Origin of the sequence: Arthrobacter sp. D5-1 (genome assembly GCF_017357425.1) — a bacterium.
Lineage (GTDB): Bacteria > Actinomycetota > Actinomycetes > Actinomycetales > Micrococcaceae > Arthrobacter.
The window spans coordinates 4,164,248-4,184,849 of the sequence record NZ_CP014571.1; the positions used below are offsets into that span (position 1 = coordinate 4,164,248).

Annotated in this window: 20 protein-coding genes; 10 read left to right on the plus strand and 10 right to left on the minus strand. The window is 64.4% G+C overall.

Annotation, left to right across the window (positions count from 1 at the left end; all coding sequences use genetic code 11):
* Nucleotides 1–34: 34 nt before the first annotated feature.
* From AYX22_RS19205 to AYX22_RS19215, 3 genes are read right to left on the minus strand one after another with little or no spacing between them, the layout of a single operon-like run.
* The gene (locus AYX22_RS19205; RefSeq protein ID WP_207595072.1) at nucleotides 35–1,954 is read right to left on the minus strand and encodes a DUF2264 domain-containing protein; all 1,920 of its coding nucleotides are present in this window, start codon (nucleotides 1,952–1,954) and stop codon (nucleotides 35–37) included.
* Nucleotides 1,954–3,105, minus strand: a complete 1,152-nt coding sequence (locus tag AYX22_RS19210; RefSeq protein WP_207595074.1) for a LacI family DNA-binding transcriptional regulator — start codon at nucleotides 3,103–3,105, stop codon at nucleotides 1,954–1,956. Before AYX22_RS19210 ends, AYX22_RS19205 begins: the two co-directional genes overlap by 1 nt.
* On the minus strand, nucleotides 3,102–5,078 hold the full coding sequence (locus tag AYX22_RS19215) for a heparinase II/III family protein (protein WP_242703409.1): 1,977 nt from the start codon (nucleotides 5,076–5,078) through the stop codon (nucleotides 3,102–3,104). Before AYX22_RS19215 ends, AYX22_RS19210 begins: the two co-directional genes overlap by 4 nt.
* Before the next feature lie 163 nt (nucleotides 5,079–5,241).
* Here AYX22_RS19215 and AYX22_RS19220 point away from each other — a divergent pair, with 163 nt between their 5' ends.
* From AYX22_RS19220 to AYX22_RS19245, 6 genes are all read left to right on the plus strand, one after another.
* On the plus strand, nucleotides 5,242–6,255 hold the full coding sequence (locus tag AYX22_RS19220) for a hydroxyacid dehydrogenase (protein ID WP_207595076.1): 1,014 nt from the start codon (nucleotides 5,242–5,244) through the stop codon (nucleotides 6,253–6,255).
* Between the two features lie 62 nt (nucleotides 6,256–6,317).
* On the plus strand, nucleotides 6,318–7,598 hold the full coding sequence (locus tag AYX22_RS19225; protein WP_207595078.1) for a sugar ABC transporter substrate-binding protein: 1,281 nt from the start codon (nucleotides 6,318–6,320) through the stop codon (nucleotides 7,596–7,598).
* Between the two features lie 114 nt (nucleotides 7,599–7,712).
* Nucleotides 7,713–8,639 (plus strand): sugar ABC transporter permease, encoded by a 927-nt coding sequence (locus AYX22_RS19230; RefSeq protein WP_207595080.1) that lies wholly within the window; start codon nucleotides 7,713–7,715, stop codon nucleotides 8,637–8,639.
* Nucleotides 8,639–9,580, plus strand: coding sequence for a carbohydrate ABC transporter permease (locus AYX22_RS19235; protein ID WP_207595082.1), 942 nt, complete (start codon nucleotides 8,639–8,641; stop codon nucleotides 9,578–9,580). The genes AYX22_RS19230 and AYX22_RS19235 overlap by 1 nt, the downstream gene beginning before the upstream one ends.
* Nucleotides 9,581–9,585: 5 nt before the next feature.
* A complete protein-coding gene (locus AYX22_RS19240) occupies nucleotides 9,586–10,287 on the plus strand; it encodes a hypothetical protein (protein WP_242703410.1) in 702 nt (233 codons plus the stop codon).
* Nucleotides 10,288–10,305: 18 nt separating this feature from the next.
* Complete coding sequence (locus AYX22_RS19245; protein WP_207595084.1) at nucleotides 10,306–12,057, plus strand: beta-galactosidase family protein; 1,752 nt, start codon at nucleotides 10,306–10,308, stop codon at nucleotides 12,055–12,057.
* A 195-nt stretch (nucleotides 12,058–12,252) separates the two neighbouring features.
* On the opposite strand, the gene AYX22_RS19250 is transcribed toward AYX22_RS19245, so the two are convergent.
* The 3 genes from AYX22_RS19250 to AYX22_RS19260 form a co-directional block, all read right to left on the minus strand.
* A complete protein-coding gene (locus AYX22_RS19250) occupies nucleotides 12,253–12,618 on the minus strand; it encodes a hypothetical protein (protein ID WP_207595086.1) in 366 nt (121 codons plus the stop codon).
* An 87-nt stretch (nucleotides 12,619–12,705) separates the two neighbouring features.
* On the minus strand, nucleotides 12,706–14,424 hold the full coding sequence (locus AYX22_RS19255) for an amidase (protein WP_207595088.1): 1,719 nt from the start codon (nucleotides 14,422–14,424) through the stop codon (nucleotides 12,706–12,708).
* Nucleotides 14,424–15,482 (minus strand): agmatine deiminase family protein, encoded by a 1,059-nt coding sequence (locus AYX22_RS19260; protein WP_207595090.1) that lies wholly within the window; start codon nucleotides 15,480–15,482, stop codon nucleotides 14,424–14,426. Before AYX22_RS19260 ends, AYX22_RS19255 begins: the two co-directional genes overlap by 1 nt.
* 82 nt (nucleotides 15,483–15,564) lie before the next feature.
* Here AYX22_RS19260 and AYX22_RS19265 point away from each other — a divergent pair, with 82 nt between their 5' ends.
* From AYX22_RS19265 to AYX22_RS19275, 3 genes are all read left to right on the plus strand, one after another.
* The gene (locus AYX22_RS19265) at nucleotides 15,565–16,200 is read left to right on the plus strand and encodes a TetR family transcriptional regulator C-terminal domain-containing protein (protein ID WP_207595092.1); all 636 of its coding nucleotides are present in this window, start codon (nucleotides 15,565–15,567) and stop codon (nucleotides 16,198–16,200) included.
* 60 nt (nucleotides 16,201–16,260) lie between these two features.
* The gene (locus tag AYX22_RS19270; protein WP_207595094.1) at nucleotides 16,261–16,911 is read left to right on the plus strand and encodes a hypothetical protein; all 651 of its coding nucleotides are present in this window, start codon (nucleotides 16,261–16,263) and stop codon (nucleotides 16,909–16,911) included.
* A gap of 86 nt (nucleotides 16,912–16,997) precedes the next feature.
* On the plus strand, nucleotides 16,998–17,423 hold the full coding sequence (locus AYX22_RS19275; protein ID WP_207595096.1) for a hypothetical protein: 426 nt from the start codon (nucleotides 16,998–17,000) through the stop codon (nucleotides 17,421–17,423).
* 23 nt (nucleotides 17,424–17,446) lie between these two features.
* On the opposite strand, the gene AYX22_RS19280 is transcribed toward AYX22_RS19275, so the two are convergent.
* Nucleotides 17,447–17,803: a DUF3040 domain-containing protein gene (locus AYX22_RS19280; protein WP_242703411.1), complete on the minus strand. Its 357-nt coding sequence runs from the start codon at nucleotides 17,801–17,803 to the stop codon at nucleotides 17,447–17,449.
* A 176-nt stretch (nucleotides 17,804–17,979) separates the two neighbouring features.
* Here AYX22_RS19280 and AYX22_RS19285 point away from each other — a divergent pair, with 176 nt between their 5' ends.
* Nucleotides 17,980–18,384: a hypothetical protein gene (locus tag AYX22_RS19285; RefSeq protein ID WP_207597696.1), complete on the plus strand. Its 405-nt coding sequence runs from the start codon at nucleotides 17,980–17,982 to the stop codon at nucleotides 18,382–18,384.
* Nucleotides 18,385–18,388: 4 nt separating this feature from the next.
* Here the strand turns inward: AYX22_RS19285 and AYX22_RS19290 are convergent, their stop codons facing one another.
* From AYX22_RS19290 to AYX22_RS19300, 3 genes are all read right to left on the minus strand, one after another.
* A complete protein-coding gene (locus AYX22_RS19290) occupies nucleotides 18,389–18,811 on the minus strand; it encodes a helix-turn-helix transcriptional regulator (protein WP_207595098.1) in 423 nt (140 codons plus the stop codon).
* Between the two features lie 10 nt (nucleotides 18,812–18,821).
* Nucleotides 18,822–19,802 (minus strand): DnaJ C-terminal domain-containing protein, encoded by a 981-nt coding sequence (locus tag AYX22_RS19295; protein WP_207595100.1) that lies wholly within the window; start codon nucleotides 19,800–19,802, stop codon nucleotides 18,822–18,824.
* Nucleotides 19,803–19,940: 138 nt separating this feature from the next.
* On the minus strand, nucleotides 19,941–20,600 hold the full coding sequence (locus AYX22_RS19300) for a nucleotide exchange factor GrpE (RefSeq protein ID WP_207595102.1): 660 nt from the start codon (nucleotides 20,598–20,600) through the stop codon (nucleotides 19,941–19,943).
* Between the last annotated feature and the right edge of the window lie 2 nt (nucleotides 20,601–20,602).

A 20,602-nucleotide genomic window follows, 5' to 3' on the forward strand; every position in this document is an offset into this window, starting at 1 on the left:
GCACACTAGACGGTAGGAGTCGTCTAACCCGCAGCTAGGCGTCGAATTGGGCACGCTGCAGCCGGGCGAGGTCCACGGAGGCGCCATCCGAGAACACGAACCGACCATCCCCCTCGACCTCCCCTTCCCCGGCAACATACGTGACACCCGCATCCGTCGAAGCACCTCCGTCACCGGCGAGGACAACGACGGCGGCGTAGTCACCGTCGTGCGCGGTACCCGAGGTTCCCACCCACGGAATGGTGAGCTCCGAACCCATGGGGTGGGCACCAGAGCGGACGAACGTCCCGGACGAATCCAACGACATGCCGAATCCTGGAACTGGCATCACAGAGCCCACCACCGACGACGCAGCATCCACCGGCCAGCCGCCGATCCGCAAGGCACTCCCCGTGGAAGAGCCGGAAGCCCCGGAAACACGCACCAGCCGGAGCTCTACTGCCCCACGCGTCGCCGAAACCACGGTGACCGAGGGCCCGGGAGTCGCAACGCCGGCCACCCCGCTGCCGTGATCGGGACCGGCGTCGGGGTCAGGTTCAATCCAGTGGGCCGTGAACCGGGACGCTCCCAGCTGAACACCGCCCTCGGAGAACGAACCGAGATACTCAAACCCCGTCCGATGCGTGAGCCGGCCATCGGAATCAACGAACGCCACCGCATTGTCCACGGACTCGGGTGTCAGGTCCGGGAACGTGTGGGTGGAGTACCCGATCCGCGCGTACAGCGGCGAGTCCGCCACCACAGCACCCACAACGGCGTGGTCCGTGGCGTGGTTCCGGATCCGGACCACGCCGTCGGTTCGGGTCCCATCCACCTGCCAGCCCGGCGCCGCGATCAGCCGCTGCGTGTCGGCAACCTCAACGGGCAAAGGTGCCTCCACCGCAGTCCACACCCGGTTGTCCGCGGGCAACGCGAGCCCGAGCATGCCTTTCGCGGCCCAATACGGGGACCCAAATCCGGAGTAGGCCTGCTTCATGCCCGCGAACTCGCCGTGCCACCCGATGGACAGCAACCCGTCCTCCGTGATGGAGCCGTGCCGGGCAAAGTAGTCCAGCATCCCGGAGGAAGCACGCCGGGAAAGACCTGGGGCCAAGCGCGTGTGCCCGGACAACTCCCCCACCCAGAACGGCGCGGCGGCCGCGAACCGGTAGATCAGACTCCGGCCTTGAATGAGCGGGGCACCGTTCGCGCCCACCAAATACGCGGCGTCGTCCAGGAAATCAGCCAGCCGGTCGCCGTCGAGCGTTTTGCGAGCAGTAACCCGGGGGTCAGAAGGCGCCATCAACGCCCAAAGCTGCGGATACACCTGGAATGCCCAGCCCACGTAGTGGTCGTAGGCACGCTCGGGACCGTCCGCGAACCAGCCACCGCCCCGGTACAGGGAGTCATGGATGGCGAGTCCGGCGTCGATGTCCTCATCGGAGTACCGGCCGCCCACGGATGCCAGGAATGTCTCCACCACAATTTGGAACCAGACCCAGTTGATGGGCGGGTACTCCTCACCGATCACAGTCTCGAACCATGCGATGAGCTGCTCCTGCACGCGCTCCGGCAGCTTGTCCCACAGGACGTCGCGGGTCAGTGCCAGGCCAACAGCCAACGACGCCGCCTCCACCTTCGCCTGCCCCAGCTCACCAGGCGTCGGCCACCGGTCCGGGTTGGCGGGATTGGTTCCGGCGTCCAGTCCGGCGGCGTACCACTCGGCGATCCAGCCCGTGCTGGCAGGGTCGCCCGCCATCCGGAACGAGGCCAGCAGGAACGTCCGGGCGAAGGCTTCCAGAGAATCACTTCGCGGGCCGTAGCGGCTGTTGGCTCCGGGCAGGTGGATGTTGGCGTGATCGTCCGTGCCGAACTGATGCGCCGAACGCAGGAGGTGATCCGCGTACGCACACCAGTGCTCCCGGGTGAGGCCGGTGAAGGGTGAGAGCTGGTAATCCAGGGGCGGCAGAAGCATCAGAGCGAATCCTCCAGGACGACTCCAGCCAACCCTCGCGGTGCGCCTACGGAGGATTCCCGCACAATCAGCTCGGGGTTCAGGTCAATGCGATGCACAGGGCGCATCCTTCCTTCGGCCAGGCGCGCAGCCATGAGCTGCACCGCCACCTTGCCGACGTAGCTTTTGGGTGGCCTCACCGCGGAGATGGCGGGCTCGGCAAGGTAGGCCACTTCGTCGTCGTACCCCACAATCGCCATGCTGCCTGGGACATCCACGCCCCGGTCCACGCAGTGCTGCACGAACGCCACGGCCTGGGTGTCCGAGTGCACCAGCATTGCCGTAGTTCCGGTGGAACGGCACAGATCCAGGACGTGATCAAAGTGCTTGGCACGATCGCCGTTGTCCAGCTTGGCTGAGTCCTCGTGAATGGACTTTTCCATCGGAATCTTGAGCGCGGCAAGGGCCTGTTTCCAACCGCGGACCACATGCGGGCTGGTGGGGCTGGTGGAATCCGTGAGGCATCCGATCATCCGGTGCCCCTCCTGCCACAGATGGCGCACGGCCATCCCGGCGCCAAAGGAATGATCGGTGGCGACCCACTCCAGACGATGCGCGGGGATTTCCGACGGCGCCCGCCGTTCGGCCAGGATCACCGGAATGGGCAGGGCATTGAGCCACCTCAGCAATTCCTTCCCGTGCTCACCGCCCATATCGGGGGCCACGATCAGCCCGTCGATGTTCTGGGTATCCAGCAACGCCTGGACCTGGCGGCGGTTGTCGGCAGCGTCGTAGGCGGAGCCACGGACCAGGATGCGGAGGTTCTGCGCCTCGGCCTCGCCACGCGCACCGGAAATCACCTGCGGCCAGTAATAGTCCAGCGACGGAACCACCATGCCAATGGAGTAGCTGTGCGCCGACGGCCGCCCCACAGCCACCGAACGGTCCAATGGGCTGGGCAGCGTGGCGCCGCCATGGACGCGGGACACGAGTCCTTCGTCGGCGAGGGTGTTCACATCACGCCGGATAGTCAGTTCACTGACGCCCAACTTCGCGGCAATATCGCGCACGGTGATGGCTCCATGCGCCCGCAGCTCCTCCATGAGCCGTTCACGGCGCTGCAGGGAAAAGAGGGACTTGCCGCCCGCTTCCGGGGTCTGTTCAGAACTCAAGATGTTGCCTCCACTGTGAGGGTAAACGCGCCCGAAGCGCGGTTTTCGGTGGGCATACGGAAACGGATCCGGGTCAATTTTTCGCCCCAGATGTCGCTGAGGAGAGGATCGTCGAGGTGCCATTCGTCCACGAGTACGACGGCGGTGGCCGGCTTCCAGCGCAGGTGCAGGCCCCTGCCGGTTTCCGCAGCCGGAATCCCGTCGGGCGCGACGATCGCGGTCGCGTCTGTACCGACGCTGACGGTGCCGGCAACCAGATAGGTGATGTCGACGTCGGGCGTTCCCTCAGGCGGACGCGTGCCCTCAGGCGCGGGTTCGGGCAGGTTCCAGCGGTCGTCAATCACCACGGTCCCCAGCTCCCGGTTCATGAGCGAGGTGCGGATCCATTGCTCAGCGTGGTCCAAACCGTAGGCCGCTCCCAGTCCAAGCGCGAGGGTGGGTTCCTCAAGGGTCGGCTCCTGGAGTACGGTCGCCGCGAACGAAGACCCGGTCCCCTGCTCCAGTCCGAACGGTGCGGGGACGCTGTGCCACGCACTCTGCATGGCCCGAATCCGGTACCGATCTGGTCCGAACGTTTGCGCGGTGTACGTGGGCTGGCCGGCGTCGACCAACAGGGGCACACCATCCACGGCGACCACCACTGAACCGACGTCGCGGTGGTTGTGGTGCTCGCCGTTGTGTCCGCCCTTGGCCGCGAGGGTGAGCCCGACGAATGAGCCCGGAGTCTGCCGCGCCACCATGATCTGGACGGACGGAAGGTACGTCCCCCAACTAGGTAACAGCACATGTCCCAATGGACGCTCATTGCGACGTTTGCTGTCACTCAGTTGGGTGAGGACGCGGCCCAGGCCGGCGGCGGCGTTGGGTTCGGGTTCGACGGCGGCAAAGGCGGCCGCGTGCGCGGCGGCCTCAGAGTCCCCCAGCCGGACAGCCCAGCGTTGCAGCATGTCCCACGGGAGTCCGTGGTGGGCGCGGGCCGGGCCGTCGGCAACGTTGAGGAACCATCCATGCCCCAAGTGCATGCGGTGCGGGAATGCCACCAGTGCGCGGATGACGGGCAGGTCCGGATCGAGCTCGCCGCCGCTTGCCTCCTCCAGCAGGGCAAGGCCTTCGAGCGCGCGGCCGGCCCCGTTCCACCAATAGGCGAAGCCTTCGTCGATGGCACCGTCGGCGGGAATGGAGGCGAGGAAGCGGTCCAGGCCCTCGATGCAGCGTGCAATAACCGCCGCCTGCAACCCAGGGTCATCCACCAGCAGCAATGCCGCAGCGATGATGTTCGAGTGGATCCACGGATTCCAATTATGAACGTCGCCGTCCAACCCCAGCCAATGCCAGTCGAGCCTGTCCAGGAACGGCCGGATGACCCGTTCCTGTGTCTCCAGACGGATGCGTCGACGCAGACCGGGAGCACGTTCATCGAGCTGTGAACCGAGCACATGGTCCAGCCACGCGAGCTGCGCCACCACCTCCCCTGCGCCGAGATCGAGGTACGGCCGGGAACGCTCAGGGACCACATCGCCACTGCGGGTGAACACGTCGTCGTGCGCGGCCCAGCTCCACGAACTCTGCTCGCACAGGAGGAAGGCGCCGTCAATCACCTCGTCAAGCCAACCGTCGTCGGAGGCAGGACCAGCCACAGCAGCCATCACGACGGCGCGCGTCAGTCGCTGCTGCCGCCCCGCCACCAGCCCCTCGTATGCCGTGCGGTTGCCGTCGCGGAAGTAGCGCGCGTAATGGGACACGAGCGGTTGGGGCCAGTGACTCCCCTTTTCCTCCGCTGCTTGGGCGCGCAGTTCCGCGAGGGGGCTGCCAGCAGCGCGCTGCCATCCGGCGTCGGACGCTGGACGGACGGCGAGGCGGTCCCGGGCGCCGCGGAGCGACTCCATCAGAGCCGGTGCGCCTGCAGACGTACCCCAGGCCCTTAACAGGGGCCTCAGTGGTGGCGCGTCAACGGCGGGGATGCCGGTTGCCATATAAATTCTTCTCTCATTTGTTCGATCTTGAATGTTTTAGATCAAGTTCGATTGAGTTGAATGAACTGTCTTGTTTATGAGTATGTACTGATTATTAGATGTGATGCAACACATAAATCACGGTCGAACAGGCCGCCGAAAACTTCGAAGGGAGGATCCCTCAATGTCGCTCAAGCCCCAGGCACTGCTGGTCATGAATAGCGGAACCTTTACTGACCAGTTCGATTCCACGCGACTGGAGCGGCTGTCCAAAATGGTGGATCTCGGCGATCAGCCGTGGACGGATTCCCTGGACGAACCCGGATTGCTGGGCCGTTTGGAAGAGGTGGAAATCCTCCTTACCAGTTGGGGAGTGCCGCACCTCAACGCTGAGCGTTTGGAACGCATGCCCAAGCTCCGGGCAGTGTTCCACTGTGCAGGAACAGTGCGCAGCTTCGTCAGTGAAGAACTGTGGGATCGCGGCATCACCGTCACCAACGGCGCCGACGCCAACGCGATCCCGGTGGCCGAGTTCACCTTCGCTTCGATCGTCCTGGCGGGCAAGAAGGCGCATGTGCTGGCCAACGACGCCCGGACGCACCGGGAAGACTGGAGCTACATCGGTGATCGCGGCGAACTGGGCAACATCGGCCGGGTGGTAGGCGTCGTCGGGTTCTCCCGCATTGGCCGCAGGGTGGTCCAATTGGTCCAACAACTCCAGGACGTCACCTGCCTGGTCAGCGACCCGTACGCCGATCCCTTGGACGTGGCGGCGGCCGGCGGCAAACTGGTCACCCTCGAAGAACTCCTGCCCGTATCTGATGTGGTCACCATCCACGCACCCGCACTCCCCGAAACCCGCAACATGATCAGCACGGCCCAGCTCGGCGCCATGAAGGACCACGCGACGCTCATCAACACCGCCCGCGGTTCGCTCGTTGACACGGAAGCCCTCGAAAAGGAGTGCACCACCGGTCGAATCACGGCGCTGCTGGACGTCACGGAACCTGAACCGTTGCCGGCTGAGTCCACCCTGTACGACCTCCCCAACGTCATCATCACCCCACACATCGCAGGTTCGCTCGGGACTGAAACCCGGCGGATGTCCGATGCCGCACTCGATGACCTTGAACGATACCTCGCCGGCAAGGACCTCCTGGCACAGGTAGTCCATGAGGACCTCGGCCTCAGCGCCTGAACCCAAGCACCATGAAGCCGCAGCTGCGGCAAACTTGTAACCCAGTACTAAAGGAGAACGCAATGAAGCGCACAACCCTCGCCGCAATCGCCCTTGCGGTGACTGCAGGGCTCGGACTCACCGGCTGTGCCGGCGCTGCCGGTCCCGCCGAACCGCAGGCGGCCGAAGGCAAGACCCGGCTGACCGTCTCGGTCTGGAACTACGAGGGCACCCCGGAGTTCAAGGCCCTCTTTGACGGCTACGAGGCCGCCAACCCCACCGTGGACATCGAACCCGTGGACATCCTTGCTGATGACTACCCCCAGAAGGTCACCACCATGCTGGCCGGTGGCGACACCACTGACGTGCTCACCATGAAGAACGTGATCGACTACTCCCGCTACGCCAGCAACGGCCAGCTGCAGGAGATCAACAGCGTGGTGGACAAGGTGGGCAAGGACAACCTCGCCGGCCTGGACGCGTTCGACATCGACGGCAAGTACTTCGCTGCTCCCTACCGCCAGGACTTCTGGCTCCTGTACTACAACAAGGACCTGTTCAAGGCTGCCGGCATCGAGGAGCCGAAGGACCTGACCTGGGAGAAGTACACGGAGATCGCCAAGAAGCTCACCACCGAGGCCGGTGGCAAGAAGACGTACGGCACCTACCACCACATCTGGCGTTCCGTGGTCCAGGCCATCGCAGCAGCCCAGAACGGCGCTGACCAGAACAGCGGCGACTATGGCTTCATGGAGGACCAGTACAACACCGCCTTGGACCTCCAGAAGTCCGGCACTACCCTGGACTTCGGCACCGCCAAGAGCCAGAAGACCAGCTACCGCACCATGTTCGAGACCGGCCAGGCTGCCATGATGCCCATGGGCACCTGGTACACGGCGGGCATCCTGCAGGCCAAGAAGGACGGCAAGACCAACGTCAACTGGGGCCTGGCTCCACTGCCGCAGAAGAACGATGACGGCAAGGTCACCACGTTCGGTTCGCCCACGGCCTTCGCCGTGAACAAGAACGCCACCCACTCCGATGAGGCAAAGAAGTTCATTGAGTGGGCCGCCGGTGAAGAGGGCGCCAAGGCCATCTCCAAGATCGGTGTTGTCCCGGCGCTGCAGAACGAGTCCGTCACCGCTGAGTACTTCAAGCTGGACGGCCTGCCTACGGACGAGCTCTCCAAGAAGGCTTTCGCCCCGGATCAGACCGCCCTGGAAATGCCCGTCAGCGACAAGTCTGCCGCGACGGACAAGATCCTCAACCAGGAGCACGACCTCATCATGGTCGGCGAGCGCTCCGTCAGTGATGGCCTCGCCGAGATGGGCAAGCGCGTCACCAGCGAAGTCCTGGGCAAGTAAGGCCAGGCAAGCCACTGGTTCCGGTGCTGCGTCCCTGGACGCGGCACCGGACCCGGACCTTAATTCTCCGGATCCTGAAATGGAGGAACGCCCCCGACGCCGGGAGCGGTCATCATGACTACAGAAACAATCACCCAGGCACCTGCCCCCGTGCACAGCCGCGGCAACAGGAAGCAAGCCAGGCGCAACACGCTGATCGGCTGGACGTTCATCCTTCCGAACTTCCTGGGCTTCCTGGCCTTCACCCTCATTCCAGTCGTGGCCGCTTTCGCGCTCTCCTTTATGGAATGGACCTCATTCAGCGCTCCCAAATGGGTTGGCCTGGCCAACTTCGAGCGCATGTTCGCATCCGACTCCTTCTGGATCGCGCTGCGGAACACCCTTGTCTACGCTTTGGGCCACGTCCCGCTCACCATGGCCTTGGCCCTCATCCTGGCCATGCTGCTGAACCGCAAGCTCAAGGGCATCGGCTTCTTCCGCGTTGCCATCTTCTTCCCGTACATCACCTCGCTGGTGGCCGTCGCCGTCGTCTGGAACATGTTGTTCAGCCCGGACAGCGGCCCCATCAACCAGTTCCTCGGCGCCATCGGCATCGCCAACCCGCCGGGCTGGACCTCCAGTTCCGATTGGGCCATGCCCGCTGTCATCATCACCAGTGTGTGGCGCGACATGGGCTATTACATGGTCCTCTACTTAGCCGGCCTGCAGGCGATCCCCACCGAACTGGATGAAGCCGCCGAAGTAGACGGCGCCAGTGCTTGGCAGCGCTTCTGGAACGTCACCATCCCGTCCCTGCGTCCCACCACGTTCTTTGTGGTGGTCATGCTGACGGTTTCCAGCTTCAAGGTGTTCGACCTCATTGTGGTCATGACCAACGGTGGCCCAGGCCGCTCCACCACGGTGCTGTCCCAGCTGATCTACCAGGAGGGCATCGGCGAAGGGAAGTTCGGGTACTCCTCTGCCATTTCGCTGGTCCTGTTCATCATCGTGCTGACGGTTACCGTCCTGCAGTTCAAGATCCAACAGCGGAGGGAACGCTGATGACCAACATGGCCGAAGACCTTAAAGCCACTCATGTGACGGACGCAGCACCGCTCCCAAACGGCGCACCTACTGCGGAAGACCGCCGTCGTACTGACCGTCAGCGTTCCCCGCGCGAGCAGAAGAAGCGGACCGCGAACATCGTGATCTACGGTGTCCTGGTGGTCCTGGTGGCGGCGCTGATGGTGCCGTTCATCTGGATGCTTTCCTCGTCGTTGAAGGAGAACAACCAGGTCCTCACGGTTCCCATCCAGTGGATTCCGCAGGAGTTCGTGTGGAGCAACTACACGGACATCTGGACCCGTATCCCCATGATGGGCTACCTGCAGAACTCGCTGTACCTCGCCGTGATCATCACCTGCCTGCAGGTCCTCACGGGCTCGCTGGCTGCCTACGGTTTCTCCAAGGTCCGCTTCCCGGGCCGCGACGTGCTGTTCCTCGCGTACATCGGTACTATCGCCGTTCCGTGGCAGGCCTACATGGTGCCGCAGTACATCATGATGCAGAACCTTGGCCTGACCAACAGCTTCAACGCCCTCATTCTCTTGCAGGCGTTCGGCGCGTTCGGCGTGTTCCTGATGCGCCAGTACTACATGACCATCCCGGACGAGCTCTGCGAAGCGGCCCGCATCGATGGCTTGAGCGAATACGGCATCTGGGCCCGCGTCATCCTGCCCCTGTCCAAGCCGGCCCTGGCCAGCCTTGCCCTGCTCACGTTCGTGAACACGTGGAACGACTACATGGGTCCGTTCATCTACCTCACGTCCAACCGACTCTGGACCGTCCAGCTGGGCTTGCGGTCCTTCGTGGGCCAGTTCGACGCCGAGTACGCCATGATCATGACCGGCTCCGTGATCTCCGTGATCCCGATCCTCATCATCTTCCTCATCGGCCAGCGCTACTTCATCCAGGGCATCGCGACCAGCGGGATGAAAGGATGAGTGTTGTGGCTGGGCAGAAACGACGGCGGTGGGCCGGACCGGGATTCGAAACCTTCGGGAGCATCTTCGGGTTCATCTACACGTTCCTGGCCGGCAACGCCCTGCTCGCCGTGGCCAACGCCCCGCTGGTCCTCAGCCTTTCCCTGGTGGCCGACCCCGCCGCTGCGTGGCCGTTCTTCCTGGCGCTCTCCGTCACCATTGCGCCGTCGCTCGCCGGCATCTTCGCTGCCTTCAAGGCGTTGAACGACGACGGCGGCGCGGTCAAGCCGGTTGCCGCTTTCCTTCGGGGATACAAACGCAGTTTCGCGAAGGCCGCGGTGCTGGGTGTGGGCGCTGTGGCCCTGCTTCTGTTCCTCGGCGTGGACCTGGCCGTCGTCCAGAACAACGTCCAGAACCTTCCTGGGGCTGCGCTGCTGGTGCCCGTGATCGTCGTAGCGGCCGCCGTGACGGTGAGCCTTGCCGTCACGGCGATTGCCGGCGTCGTACTTCTGCCTGAGACGAAGCTGAAAAGCATCCTCAAGGCTTCGCTTTATCTGGTGGCGCAGCGCTGGTACCTCAGCGTGGCCATGCTGATCCTGCTGGGGATCATCGTGTCCGCCTCCGTGATGCATCCGGTCCTGGGTATCGCGTTGGCGCCGGCACCGCTGCTGTTCGTGATCTGGAGCAACGCCGCGTACGCTTTCCACGCCGTGCTGCGTTCCGCGTAGACCCTGTTAGGACCTTTCTTGAGCACCTTCGCAATCGGCGATCAGGACTTCCTCCTGGACGATCAGCCGTTCCGCATCCTCTCCGGAGCCATCCACTACTTCCGGGTTCACCCCGATCTGTGGGCCGACCGGATCCATAAGGCCCGGTTGATGGGTTTGAATACCATCGAAACGTATGTGCCCTGGAATGAGCACTCGCCCGAGCCTGGTTCGTTTGTTGCCGACGGCGGGCTGGACCTGGGTCGCTTCCTGGACCTGGTTGCCGCTTCCGGGATGCACGCCATTGTCCGCCCCGGCCCCTACATCTGCGCCGAATGGGACAACGGAGGGCTGCCCGCCTGGCTGTTCACCGACCCCACCGTGGGTGTCCGCAGCAGCGAACCGGGCTACTTGGCGGCTGTCTCTTCCTATATGGAGTCTGTGCTGGCTTTGGTGGTGCCTCGACAGATCACTCAGGGCGGTCCAGTGATCATGCTCCAGATTGAGAACGAGTACGGCGCCTACGGGAACGACAAGGAGTACCTGCAGCATCTGGTGGACCTGTCCAAGCGCTCGGGTGTTGATGTTCCGCTGTTCACCTGCGACCAGCCGTTCGGGACCATGATCGAGGACGGATCATTGCCCGAACTGCACAAGACGGGAACGTTTGGTTCGCGTGTTGAGGAGCGGCTCGGCTTCTTGCGGGAGAGGCAGCCCTCGGGGCCGCTCATGTGCGCAGAGTTCTGGAACGGCTGGTTCGACAACTGGGGAACACACCACCACACCACCGACGCCGCTGCTTCCGCCGCCGAACTCGATGCTCTGCTCACCGCCGGGGCTTCAGTGAACATCTACATGTTCCACGGCGGCACCAACTTCGGCTTCAGCAATGGGGCGAACGACAAAGGCATCTACGAGCCCACCATCACCTCGTACGACTACGACGCTCCCCTCTCCGAGGACGGGCATCCGACGGCCAAGTATTTCGCCTTCCGGGACGTCATTGCCAAGCATTTCCCGGTTCCGGCCGAGGTGCCGGCTCTCCGGGCGCCCGTCCCTGCTTCAGTGGTGGCGGTTTCTTCGACGGCTCCTGCGCTCTCCGACGCCGTAGTTACGTCTTTGGTACCAGGAACCGTTCCGCCCGTCGAGGTGACGGGGCAGTACCGCGGCTTCTATTTGTACGAGGCCTCACTTCCTGGTGGCGGGGTCCTGTCATTCACAGAGGTCCGTGACAGGGCACAGTTCTTCCTGGACGGCGTGCCCGTGGGGGTGCTGAGCCGGGAACTGGGCGAGCGCTCGGTTGTCATCCCCGGTGGTGGCCGCCTGCAGGTTCTCCTTGAGGACCAAGGCCGGGTGAATTACGGGCAGAGAATCGGCGAAGCCAAGGGTTTGATCGGACCGGCGCTGCTGAACGGCGCGGAGGTTGTGGACTGGGAAGTGGGTGCCGTGGACCTGGGCTCGCTGGAGGCATTCCGGTCGGCCGCGGCGCCGCTGCCACCCGGCGATGCTGCGGCCGGCGTGGCTGGTCCGTTCGTTTCCTTTGCGACCTTTGACGCCGATGGCCCGGGAGACCGATTCCTCCGCCTCGATGGCTGGACCAAGGGTGTTGTTTTTGTGAACGGATTCAACCTTGGCCGTTACTGGAGCCGCGGACCGCAGCGCACGCTGTACGTTCCCGGTCCGCTGATCCGCGAAGGCGCCAACGAGCTCGCCATCCTGGAACTCCACGGAAGCGCGACGCGCGAGGTGGGTTTCGCCGTCGGGCCTGACCTGGGCCCCGACGAAAAGTAGCCATCTCTCACATTCCAAGCCCTTCCCGTCCGCCCTCTCTCACTTTCTCCAGGAGAGTGAGAGAGGCTTCCTTCCAAGGTGACGGGATATGAGAGAGCGTTTGCGGCATACAGAAGGGACCGGTCGATCAACCGGTCCCTTCTGTATGTTCAGCCCTGTATGTTCAGCGACTGCGTGTTCAGCGCGCGGGCGTCATTAGCCGCGGCAGAGCTCGCCGTACTTGGTGCCGGCTTCCTGGAAGGCCGAGTTGGCCTCGTCCAGCTTTGCCTGGTGCTCCGCCTTCTTGCCATCGTCGGTCGGCTCCTTCTCGGCCAGAGCATCCAGGTATCCCAGGATTGCCGTGACAACCGGCTTCATGTCGTTGGAAGCCACGGACTCGATGGGCCGGACCGCATTGGCAGCACGGTTCGCTGCAGTCTGGCTCGGGCTCTGCGGGAAGCTGGGTACCACGACGTTAACGCGGTCGCAGGTTTCCGCTGTGGTCAGCTGCTGCTGGGCGGAACAGGCGGATGCCGAGGCGATGAGCCCGGCAGCGATCAGGACAGTGGTGAGTTTCTTCATGATTCCCTCAGTGGTCGACGTCCCTTTGATTGTAATCAGAGCCGGGGCCCGGCCACGCATCGGCCACCACCCGGAGGCGAATCTCCTCTACAGCGCCGGCGTCCGGGGCGGAGTCGTGCGCCGCGAGCCCGTCGCTTCGAAAGCGGCAGCCAGCGTCAGCAGTGCCGTGTCGTCGTAGGCGCGGCCAGCAAAGGTGAGGCCTACGGGCATGCCAATGTCTGCCATCGTTCCCATCGGCACCGTGACAGTGGGGATGCCGAGGTGGCGTGGGACGAGGTTGCCGTTGGACACCCAGACCCCATTTCGCCAGCCGAGGTCCGCGGAGGCAGGGTTGACGTCCATGTCGGCTGGTCCGACGTCGGCCGCGGCAGGGAACAGGACTGCGTCCAGTCCGAGCCCGTCCATCCAGTCCTCCAGGTCAACCCGCCGGGTCTCTTCCAGTCCGCGCACTCCGCTTTCCAGCTCGGGGATCTCAGTGAATTGGGATACGCCGTATTCGCGGACATGCCGGGGATATTCGGAGATGTGGTCGTCGAATCCGGTGTAGCGGTCTGCCAGGGCGCCCTTCGGGTGCGGGAAGATCGCAGCGCCGTCAACATCGGCAAGCCTGTTGAGGGCAGGATCACCGTTGGCGCGCAGGAAATCGTCCCACGCCCAGGCCGAGAGGTCCTCGATTTCACGCTTGAGGTACGCGGAACTGACCAGGCCGCGGGTGGCGATGGTAGGCGCTCCCGGCCGGTCGCCTTCGTAATTTGAGACCACGGGGAAGTCCACCAGGACGACCTCGGCTCCCGCGGACTCAAGGTCCCGCTTGGCGGCTTCCCACAGGTCAATCACGGAAGCCCGCGTTTCGATTCGCTGCCCGGTGGGGCCACCGATGCCCGGCTGCTCGCTGGTCCCGGCGGCCGGGTCTGCGTTGATGTACATGCGCGGCACTCCGAGGCGCTTACCCCGCAACGCCAGCCGTCCGGCGTCGAGCGTTTCCGAAGCGAGCGCAACGTAAGACTCCGGCCGGACCTCAGACGATTTAGGGATCTCAACCCACGGCTGCGCGCGCCAAAAATCACCGCGGGACTCGGCGTCGTCGGCCACAATGACGTCCAGCAGCTCGAGCATGTCGGCCATGGTGCGCGTGTGCGGGACTACGACGTCCATGGTGGGGACCAATGGCCAGTTGCCGCGCACCGAGATGACGCCGCGCGAGGGCGTGTAGGCGCACAAGGCATTGTTCGACGCCGGTGCGCGGCCACTTGACCAGGTCTCCTCACCCAGGCCGAAGGCCGCGAAGCTGGCCGCCGTCGCGGTTCCGGAACCGTTGGAGGAACCGGAGCCGAAGGCGGCCGTCAGGTACTCAGCGTTGTACGGGCTTTCGGCGCGGCCATAGACGCCACGCTGCATGCCGCCGTTGGCCATCGGCGGCATGTTGGTGAGGCCGATCAACACCGCACCGGCATCCCGAAGCCGCTCGATGGTGAACGCATCCCGTTGCGCCACCAGATTCTCAAAGGCCGGCGAGCCGGCCGCGGCAGTGAGACCCTTGGCCAGATAGCTGTCCTTGGCTGTGTAAGGAATACCGTCCAGAGGGCCGCGCACAATCCCCTGCGCCCGGCGTTCATCCGAAGCCCTGGCGTCCGCCAAGGCCTCGGGGTTCATGACCACCATTGCGTTGAGCTTGATGCCATTGCGGTCATAGGCCTCGATGCGCTCGAGGTAGGCCTTGGTGAGCTGTTCGCTGGTCACCTCGCCTGCCTCCAGGGCCTCGCGCAGTTGCGCGATGGAGGCTTCTACGACGTCGAAGTTGGCCATTACGCCTCATCCCCGGCGAATTGCGCCCTGCTGAGGCGCGGCTGCTGCTGGGTGATGCAGTGGATGCCGCCACCGCGGGCCAGGATCGGTCGGGCATCCACGGTGACCACGCGGCGGCCGGGGTAGGCCTCGGCCAGGATCTCGGCCGCGAGGGAATCGGCACGTTCTTCACCGTAGCCACAGGCGATGACGCCACCATTGACCACCAGGTGGTTGACGTAGCTCCAGTCCACAAAGCCGTCTTCGTCGCGCAAAGTTTCCGGCGCAGGCAGCGGCACAATCTCGAACGGTTTGTCCGATGCATCCGTCTGGGTTTCCAGGAATGCCTGGAGCGTGCGGCTGACTTCGTAATCCGGGTGCTCCGGGTTGGTCTGGGAGTGCAGCAGGATACGGCCGGGGGTGGGCAGGGTGGCCACCATGTCGATGTGGCCGCGTGTGCCCAAGTCCTCGTAGTCGCGGGTCAGTCCGCGGGGTACCCAAATGACTTTTGTGGCGCCGATGGTGCGGGCCAGCTCAGCCTCAACTGCGGCCTTGTCGGCGAAGGGGTTCCGACCCGGATCCAGCTGCACGGTTTCGGTAATCAGCACGGTTCCTTCGCCGTCCACGTGGATGGCGCCGCCCTCGTTGACCAGCAGCGAGCTGACCAGTTCGGCACCGGACTGTTCCGCGACGAAACGGCCCATGCCGGCACTCTTCTGCCACTCGGACCACGCCGGCGCACCCCAGCCGTTGAAGATCCAGTCCACAGCACCAAGCACGCCGGGACGTTCATCGTCCAGCACAAAGGTGGGTCCGACGTCGCGCATCCAGAACTCATCCAGCGGCGCCTCAATCTGTTCGATCCCGCCGCCCAGCATCCGGGCGGCGCGTTCGCGCTCGCTCGGGTCCACCACCATGGTGACCGGTTCGAATTCCGCCACTGCGTGGGCGACGGCGGTCCAGGCCTTATACGCCTCTTCGGCCGAGGCGGCGTCGTCGCCAAGGGTCAGGCCGGTGCGGGGGAACGCCATCCAGGTGCGCTCATGCGGTGCGGTTTCGGCCGGCATTCTCCAAGCCATGGGTGACTCCTTCGTCTTCAGTGCAATCTCTTGTTGATCATACGATCAACAATGCTGAAAAGGTAATCTAGACTGGTCCTTGATGTCAAGCACTCCACAGAAGCGCGCACTCCGGAAGTCACCGGCAGAACGCGCCGCAGAAATCACCGAAGCCGCCCGCGAGCTCGCCCTCGAGGCGGGTCTCACCGCACTCACGCTGCGCAATGTTGCCGCACGCGTGGGCGTCGCTTCCGGCCTGGTGGCGCACTATCAGCCCAATATGGATGCGCTGGTCTCCAGCACATTCGCCAGCATCGTGGCCGCGGAAACCCAGGAAGTTGCAGGCCTGCTAAGCCAGCGTCCAGGCCCCTCGGAACGGCTCGGACTGCTGGTGGACACCCTCCTGGACAACAGCAGGCTCGACGTCACGGCAATCTGGGTGGAAGCCTGGACGCTGGGACGGCGCAACGAGACGCTGGCCGCCTCGGTCCGCGAGCAAATGGATGCCTGGCAGGAGGTCTTCCAAGGAGTAGTGGAGGACGGAAACGCGAGCGGAGCGTTCAACGTTTCCGATGCCGCCGCCGTCGCCTGGCAGATCCTCGGCATGGTGGACGGCCTGAATGCGCAGGCCTTGGTCCGCTGGGATGGCGTCAACGATCGCGGCACGCACCTGGCCCGCGCGGTGGAGGGGATGGTGGGCGCTGCCCCGGGCTCCCTGGCTTCGAAACCCGGCGCTTAGGGAAGCCGGTCAGCCCGCTGGTCTTCGGGAGCCGCCACACCCTGCCCTAGGCTGGAGACCATGGCGATCATTCACAAGGCAAACCTTTCCCCGTCCAAGCTCGAACTCATCGCCGGCTACCTGCCGAAGCAGCCCTGGTTCATCCAGGATGGCACGCCGGAGCTTATTGGCGCCTACCGTTTTGACGATCCCGCCGGCGAGGTCGGGATCGAGACACACGTGGTCGCCGCGGGCGATCGCATCTACCAGGTTCCCCTCAGCTATCGGGGCTACGAGCTGGCCGGCGCTGAGGAGTGGCTCATCGGCACCATGGATCACTCGGTCCTGGGCAAGAGGTGGGTGTACGACGCCTGCGCTGACCCCATTTACGTCAAGGCTCTCGCCACCGCCATTTTGACGGGCCAGGAAGAGGCCCAACTGATCGTTGACGGCGAGCCGGAGCCCCGCCCCAGCTCAGTGACGGTCAAAGGCAGCGGAAAGCTCGACGGCGGCGTCCCCGCCCTGAGTGCCTCGGCACCGGTTTCGGGCAGCGGTGTGACCATCATTGATGCCGGCGAGTTGCGGTTGAAAGTGACCCGGGTGGTTGACGTGGCAGCGGACGCTTCCGCCAACTCGGCCGCGGCTCCGGAACTGCACAGCGAGCTGACCCTCAGCGGTCAGTGGGCTGGGCTGGAGAGCCCGGTGGAGTTGGCTGCCGTAGTCCGCGACTGACCCGACTGCGCCGGTGGCATCTGTTGGACACAAGGGCTCCGGCGTAGGCTGGCTAACGGGGACATCTACGCTTGGAGGGGTGCACTATGTACAAAGCACAGAACATCATTCCCGCCGCGCAGGATCTGGCCCGGGAGTGGGTATCACACGCGGCGGACGGCACGTCGTCCCAGGCCGATGCGGTGGTGAAGTGGGCCTTGGCCCGCATCAATCATGCCGATGTTCCGTCGGTGGTTCACGGCGTCATGCTTACGCTGACGGGCAACAAGAAGGCCGCCAAGGAAGCCCAGCGCGCGGCGGCCAAAGCTGTGACAAGGACAACGCAGGCCCTGAAGCGGAACAGCCGGCAGCGCGCTCCGCGCCTGTCCGGGTGGATGATCGGCCTGCTCATCGGGGCTGTTGCCGGCGCGGGCGCTGTCCTGGCGTGGCGCATGATGGTTCCCCCGGGCGAACCTGAGCCCGTGAAGCAGCCTGAGGCTCCGGTCCAGCCGCCCGTGCCGCCGGTTCCCTAGGGGACGTCCCCGCACCAGCATCACTATCGCTGAGTGCCCGAGTCGAGTGCCCGAGTCCGCCGGGCCTGAGGGCTAAGGTACGGGTTCGCCGTCGTGCCTTCCAGACTTTCTCCGAAGCGAGGTCCCGGACAGCAACCAATACGCCCCGCCGCTGGCCAGAAGGATCCCAGCACGCCCAAAACAACAAGCTGGGTGATGATCCCGGCGATCACTATCGCAAAGCCACCTAAAACGGCCAGACTCCCGAGGATGGTGCGGGCAGCCTGTCCCCGGGGCCGGCCCGATGTCAGCTCGGATGCGAGATCCGGATCGGTCGAAGCGAGTTCCCGCTCCAGCTCTTCCAAGCTCCTGCGTTCTTCATCGGACAACGACACCGTCATCACCCTCACGATGATCGAGCCATCAGCACGCGCGCTGCTTGCCGTGCCATGCCTACATTATCTGCCCGTTTTGGCGATCAAGCCACAGGTCCAACTCAGCATGCTTACGATGGTGTGGCGGGTTACGGCCTGCTCATGCACGGACTACCTATCGCCGACGGAAAGTTGAACTCCCCATGGCACGAAGAGACTCCACCAAGGCAAACCTCAGCGGAACGGGTTCCAAACGGCGCGGTCCCGGCCGCACCCTCTGGCTCATCGCAGCAGGCCTCGTTGCCGGAATCGCCGGCGGAGCTTTCGCCGTCCGGATGCTGGCTCCGAAAACTCCAAACCCCGAACCTTCGCAGCCCGAACAGCCCGAACAGCCCGACGAGATCCTGGTCCGCGAAGAACCGGTGGAGATTTCCACCAGAATGCGGCCCGGCGAATGGACTGAAGCGTCGCTGCAGGAGCATCTTGAGGATTACCGGCGGCAGATCCGTGCCATGGGTGCCAAAGAATCGCAGATCGTCACCAACGTGGAACGGACTGAAGAGGGTGCAGCCCAGGTTGTGGTGAGCTGGGACCGAAGCCGCGCGTAGCTGGCTACTCCCCGACCCGCGGCCGCCACACCACAACGGCCTGCGATCGCGCCCGCGGCCTCTGCCCTCGGGCCAGGCTGACGACGTCGCCCGCCGCGCCTGCCGCGAAGATGCGCGCGTCCACGGGTGAGCGACGGCGGGACAATTCTTCTGTCAGCTCGGCCACCCGGTACTGCAGCGCAGCTACCTGGTTTTCGAGGTCGAGGATGCGTTTGATGCCTTCAAGCGAGACGCCGGACTGCGAGAGGCGCTGGACCTCCCGCAGTTTGTTGACGTCGTTCTGCGAGTAGCGGCGGGACTTCCCGGGCGCACGGCTGGGCGAAACGATGCCCAAACGGTCGTATTGGCGCAACGTCTGCGGATGCATATCGGCAAGCTCCGCAGCGACGGAGATGACAAATATCGGCTGGTTGACGTCGATAGCCATGACCGCCTCCTTACAACCGGGCCTTTGCGGCCAGGTCGTGACGCGGGTCGGCGTCGGTGGTGGCGGCAGCGAACGCCTTCACGGCTTCCTCCGCTTCCTTGTTCAGGTTCTGGGGGACCGCGACGTCGATGGTCACCAGCAGGTCTCCGGTGGCTTTGGACGTTTTCACGCCACGGCCCTTGACCCGGAGGGTACGGCCCGACGGTGTTCCGGCCGGAACGCGTACCTTGACGGTGTCGCCATCGAGCGTGGGAACCTCGATGGTGGCGCCAAGCGCCGCCTCCGCGAACGTGACGGGCACGTGGATGCGAATGTTGTCGCCGTCGCGGTGGAAGAAGTCATGCGGCTTCACGCTCACCGTGATGATGAGATCGCCATTGCCGGCCGGGCCAACGTTGCCCTTGCCGCGCTGACGGACCTTCTGCCCGTCCTTGATTCCGGCCGGGATCTTGACGTCGATCACGTTGCCGTTGCTTTCGCGCAAGCTCACTGTGGTGCCCTTGATGGAGCCGGCAAACGAGATGGACGTGGTCGCCGTACGGTCCGATCCCTTCTGCGGAGCCCGCTGGAATCCGGTCTGGCCGGCGCCACCGAAGCCGCCACCGAACAGGTCGGCAAACTCGGGCGGGATACCGCCGCCCGCAGGCTGACGGGCACCGGGACCACCACCAAACAAACCACCGAACAAGTCCTCGAACCCACCGTTGGCTCCCGCACCACCGCGGCCGGCACCGGCACCCGGAGCAAACCGTGCACCGCCCATGGCACGGATGGCGTCATACTGCTGCCGGTCCTCAGGACTCGACAACACCGAGTAAGCCTCGGAAATGTCCTTGAACTTCTTCTCCGCAGCAGCATCCCCCGAATTCGTATCCGGGTGGTACTGCCGGGCAAGCTTGCGGTAAGCCTTCTTAATATCCGCGTCGGACGCGTCCTTGGCAATACCAAGGATCGCGTAAAAATCCTTTTCAACCCAGTCCTGGCTGGCCAAGAGCGTTTCCTTTCAAATCAATAATGAGTACGGCCCATTCAACTCACCTCAGGCGAGCTTACAGCGGGCGCGAAACCGGATATGGGGCGGCGGTGTGGAGGGCACCGCCCCATATCCGGTGTAGCGACAAGGTGGAACCTACGCCGGGACAGCCACGATGACCTGGGCCGCACGCAGGACCCGCTCGCCTGAGCGGTATCCGGAGCGCAGTACCTGGCTGACCGTGTCAACCTCGATGTCCTCGCCGGGCTGCTGGATGAGTGCCTCGTGGATGGTGGGGTCAAATTCGACTCCGGTGTCCGCGATGCGTTCCAGTCCGTACGTCTTCAGCGCATTCTCCAGCTTGGTGGCGATGGCGGCGAAGGGGCCGTCTTCGAGGTCACCGTGCTGGCGTGCGGCGTCGACGTCGTCCAGCACCGGGAGCAGGGAGTTCAAGACGCCGATGACGGCCATCTCTCCTGCTACGGCGCGGTCGCGTTCGACGCGCTTGCGGTAGTTGACGTACTCAGCCTGAAGGCGGAGGAGGTCGTTACGGAGCTCCGCTGCCTGGGCTTCAGCCGCGGCACCGGAGGCTACCGATTCCTCGGCCGGCACCTCTACCCCGTTGAGGATTTCCTCAGCCTGGGAGAGGGCGTCGCCGTCTGTGGGAGCGGCGTTGCCGTCGGTGGGAGCCGCAGCTTCGCTGTCAGGCTGACGTGCCTCGCCGGTCTCCGGGTCAACCTTGCGGTTGTCCCGAATGACTGGCTTGCGCGGCTCGTTGCCTTCAGAGTGCTCTGCTTCGTTGCCGTGGTGAGGCATGG

What these genes read in the sequence shown, in the direction of transcription:
- AYX22_RS19300 (WP_207595102.1), bottom strand. Translation starts at nt 20,600, where the DNA reads ATGCCTCACCACGGCAACGAAGCAGAGCACTCTGAAGGCAACGAGCCG.
- AYX22_RS19265 (WP_207595092.1), top strand. Translation starts at nt 15,565, where the DNA reads ATGTCAAGCACTCCACAGAAGCGCGCACTCCGGAAGTCACCGGCAGAA.
- AYX22_RS19285 (WP_207597696.1), top strand. Translation starts at nt 17,980, where the DNA reads ATGGCACGAAGAGACTCCACCAAGGCAAACCTCAGCGGAACGGGTTCC.
- AYX22_RS19235 (WP_207595082.1), top strand. Translation starts at nt 8,639, where the DNA reads ATGACCAACATGGCCGAAGACCTTAAAGCCACTCATGTGACGGACGCA.
- AYX22_RS19205 (WP_207595072.1), bottom strand. Translation starts at nt 1,954, where the DNA reads ATGCTTCTGCCGCCCCTGGATTACCAGCTCTCACCCTTCACCGGCCTC.
- AYX22_RS19220 (WP_207595076.1), top strand. Translation starts at nt 5,242, where the DNA reads ATGTCGCTCAAGCCCCAGGCACTGCTGGTCATGAATAGCGGAACCTTT.
- AYX22_RS19250 (WP_207595086.1), bottom strand. Translation starts at nt 12,618, where the DNA reads ATGAAGAAACTCACCACTGTCCTGATCGCTGCCGGGCTCATCGCCTCG.
- AYX22_RS19225 (WP_207595078.1), top strand. Translation starts at nt 6,318, where the DNA reads ATGAAGCGCACAACCCTCGCCGCAATCGCCCTTGCGGTGACTGCAGGG.
- AYX22_RS19290 (WP_207595098.1), bottom strand. Translation starts at nt 18,811, where the DNA reads ATGGCTATCGACGTCAACCAGCCGATATTTGTCATCTCCGTCGCTGCG.
- AYX22_RS19275 (WP_207595096.1), top strand. Translation starts at nt 16,998, where the DNA reads ATGTACAAAGCACAGAACATCATTCCCGCCGCGCAGGATCTGGCCCGG.
- AYX22_RS19230 (WP_207595080.1), top strand. Translation starts at nt 7,713, where the DNA reads ATGACTACAGAAACAATCACCCAGGCACCTGCCCCCGTGCACAGCCGC.
- AYX22_RS19270 (WP_207595094.1), top strand. Translation starts at nt 16,261, where the DNA reads ATGGCGATCATTCACAAGGCAAACCTTTCCCCGTCCAAGCTCGAACTC.
- AYX22_RS19260 (WP_207595090.1), bottom strand. Translation starts at nt 15,482, where the DNA reads ATGGCTTGGAGAATGCCGGCCGAAACCGCACCGCATGAGCGCACCTGG.
- AYX22_RS19215 (WP_242703409.1), bottom strand. Translation starts at nt 5,078, where the DNA reads ATGGCAACCGGCATCCCCGCCGTTGACGCGCCACCACTGAGGCCCCTG.
- AYX22_RS19255 (WP_207595088.1), bottom strand. Translation starts at nt 14,424, where the DNA reads ATGGCCAACTTCGACGTCGTAGAAGCCTCCATCGCGCAACTGCGCGAG.
- AYX22_RS19280 (WP_242703411.1), bottom strand. Translation starts at nt 17,803, where the DNA reads ATGACGGTGTCGTTGTCCGATGAAGAACGCAGGAGCTTGGAAGAGCTG.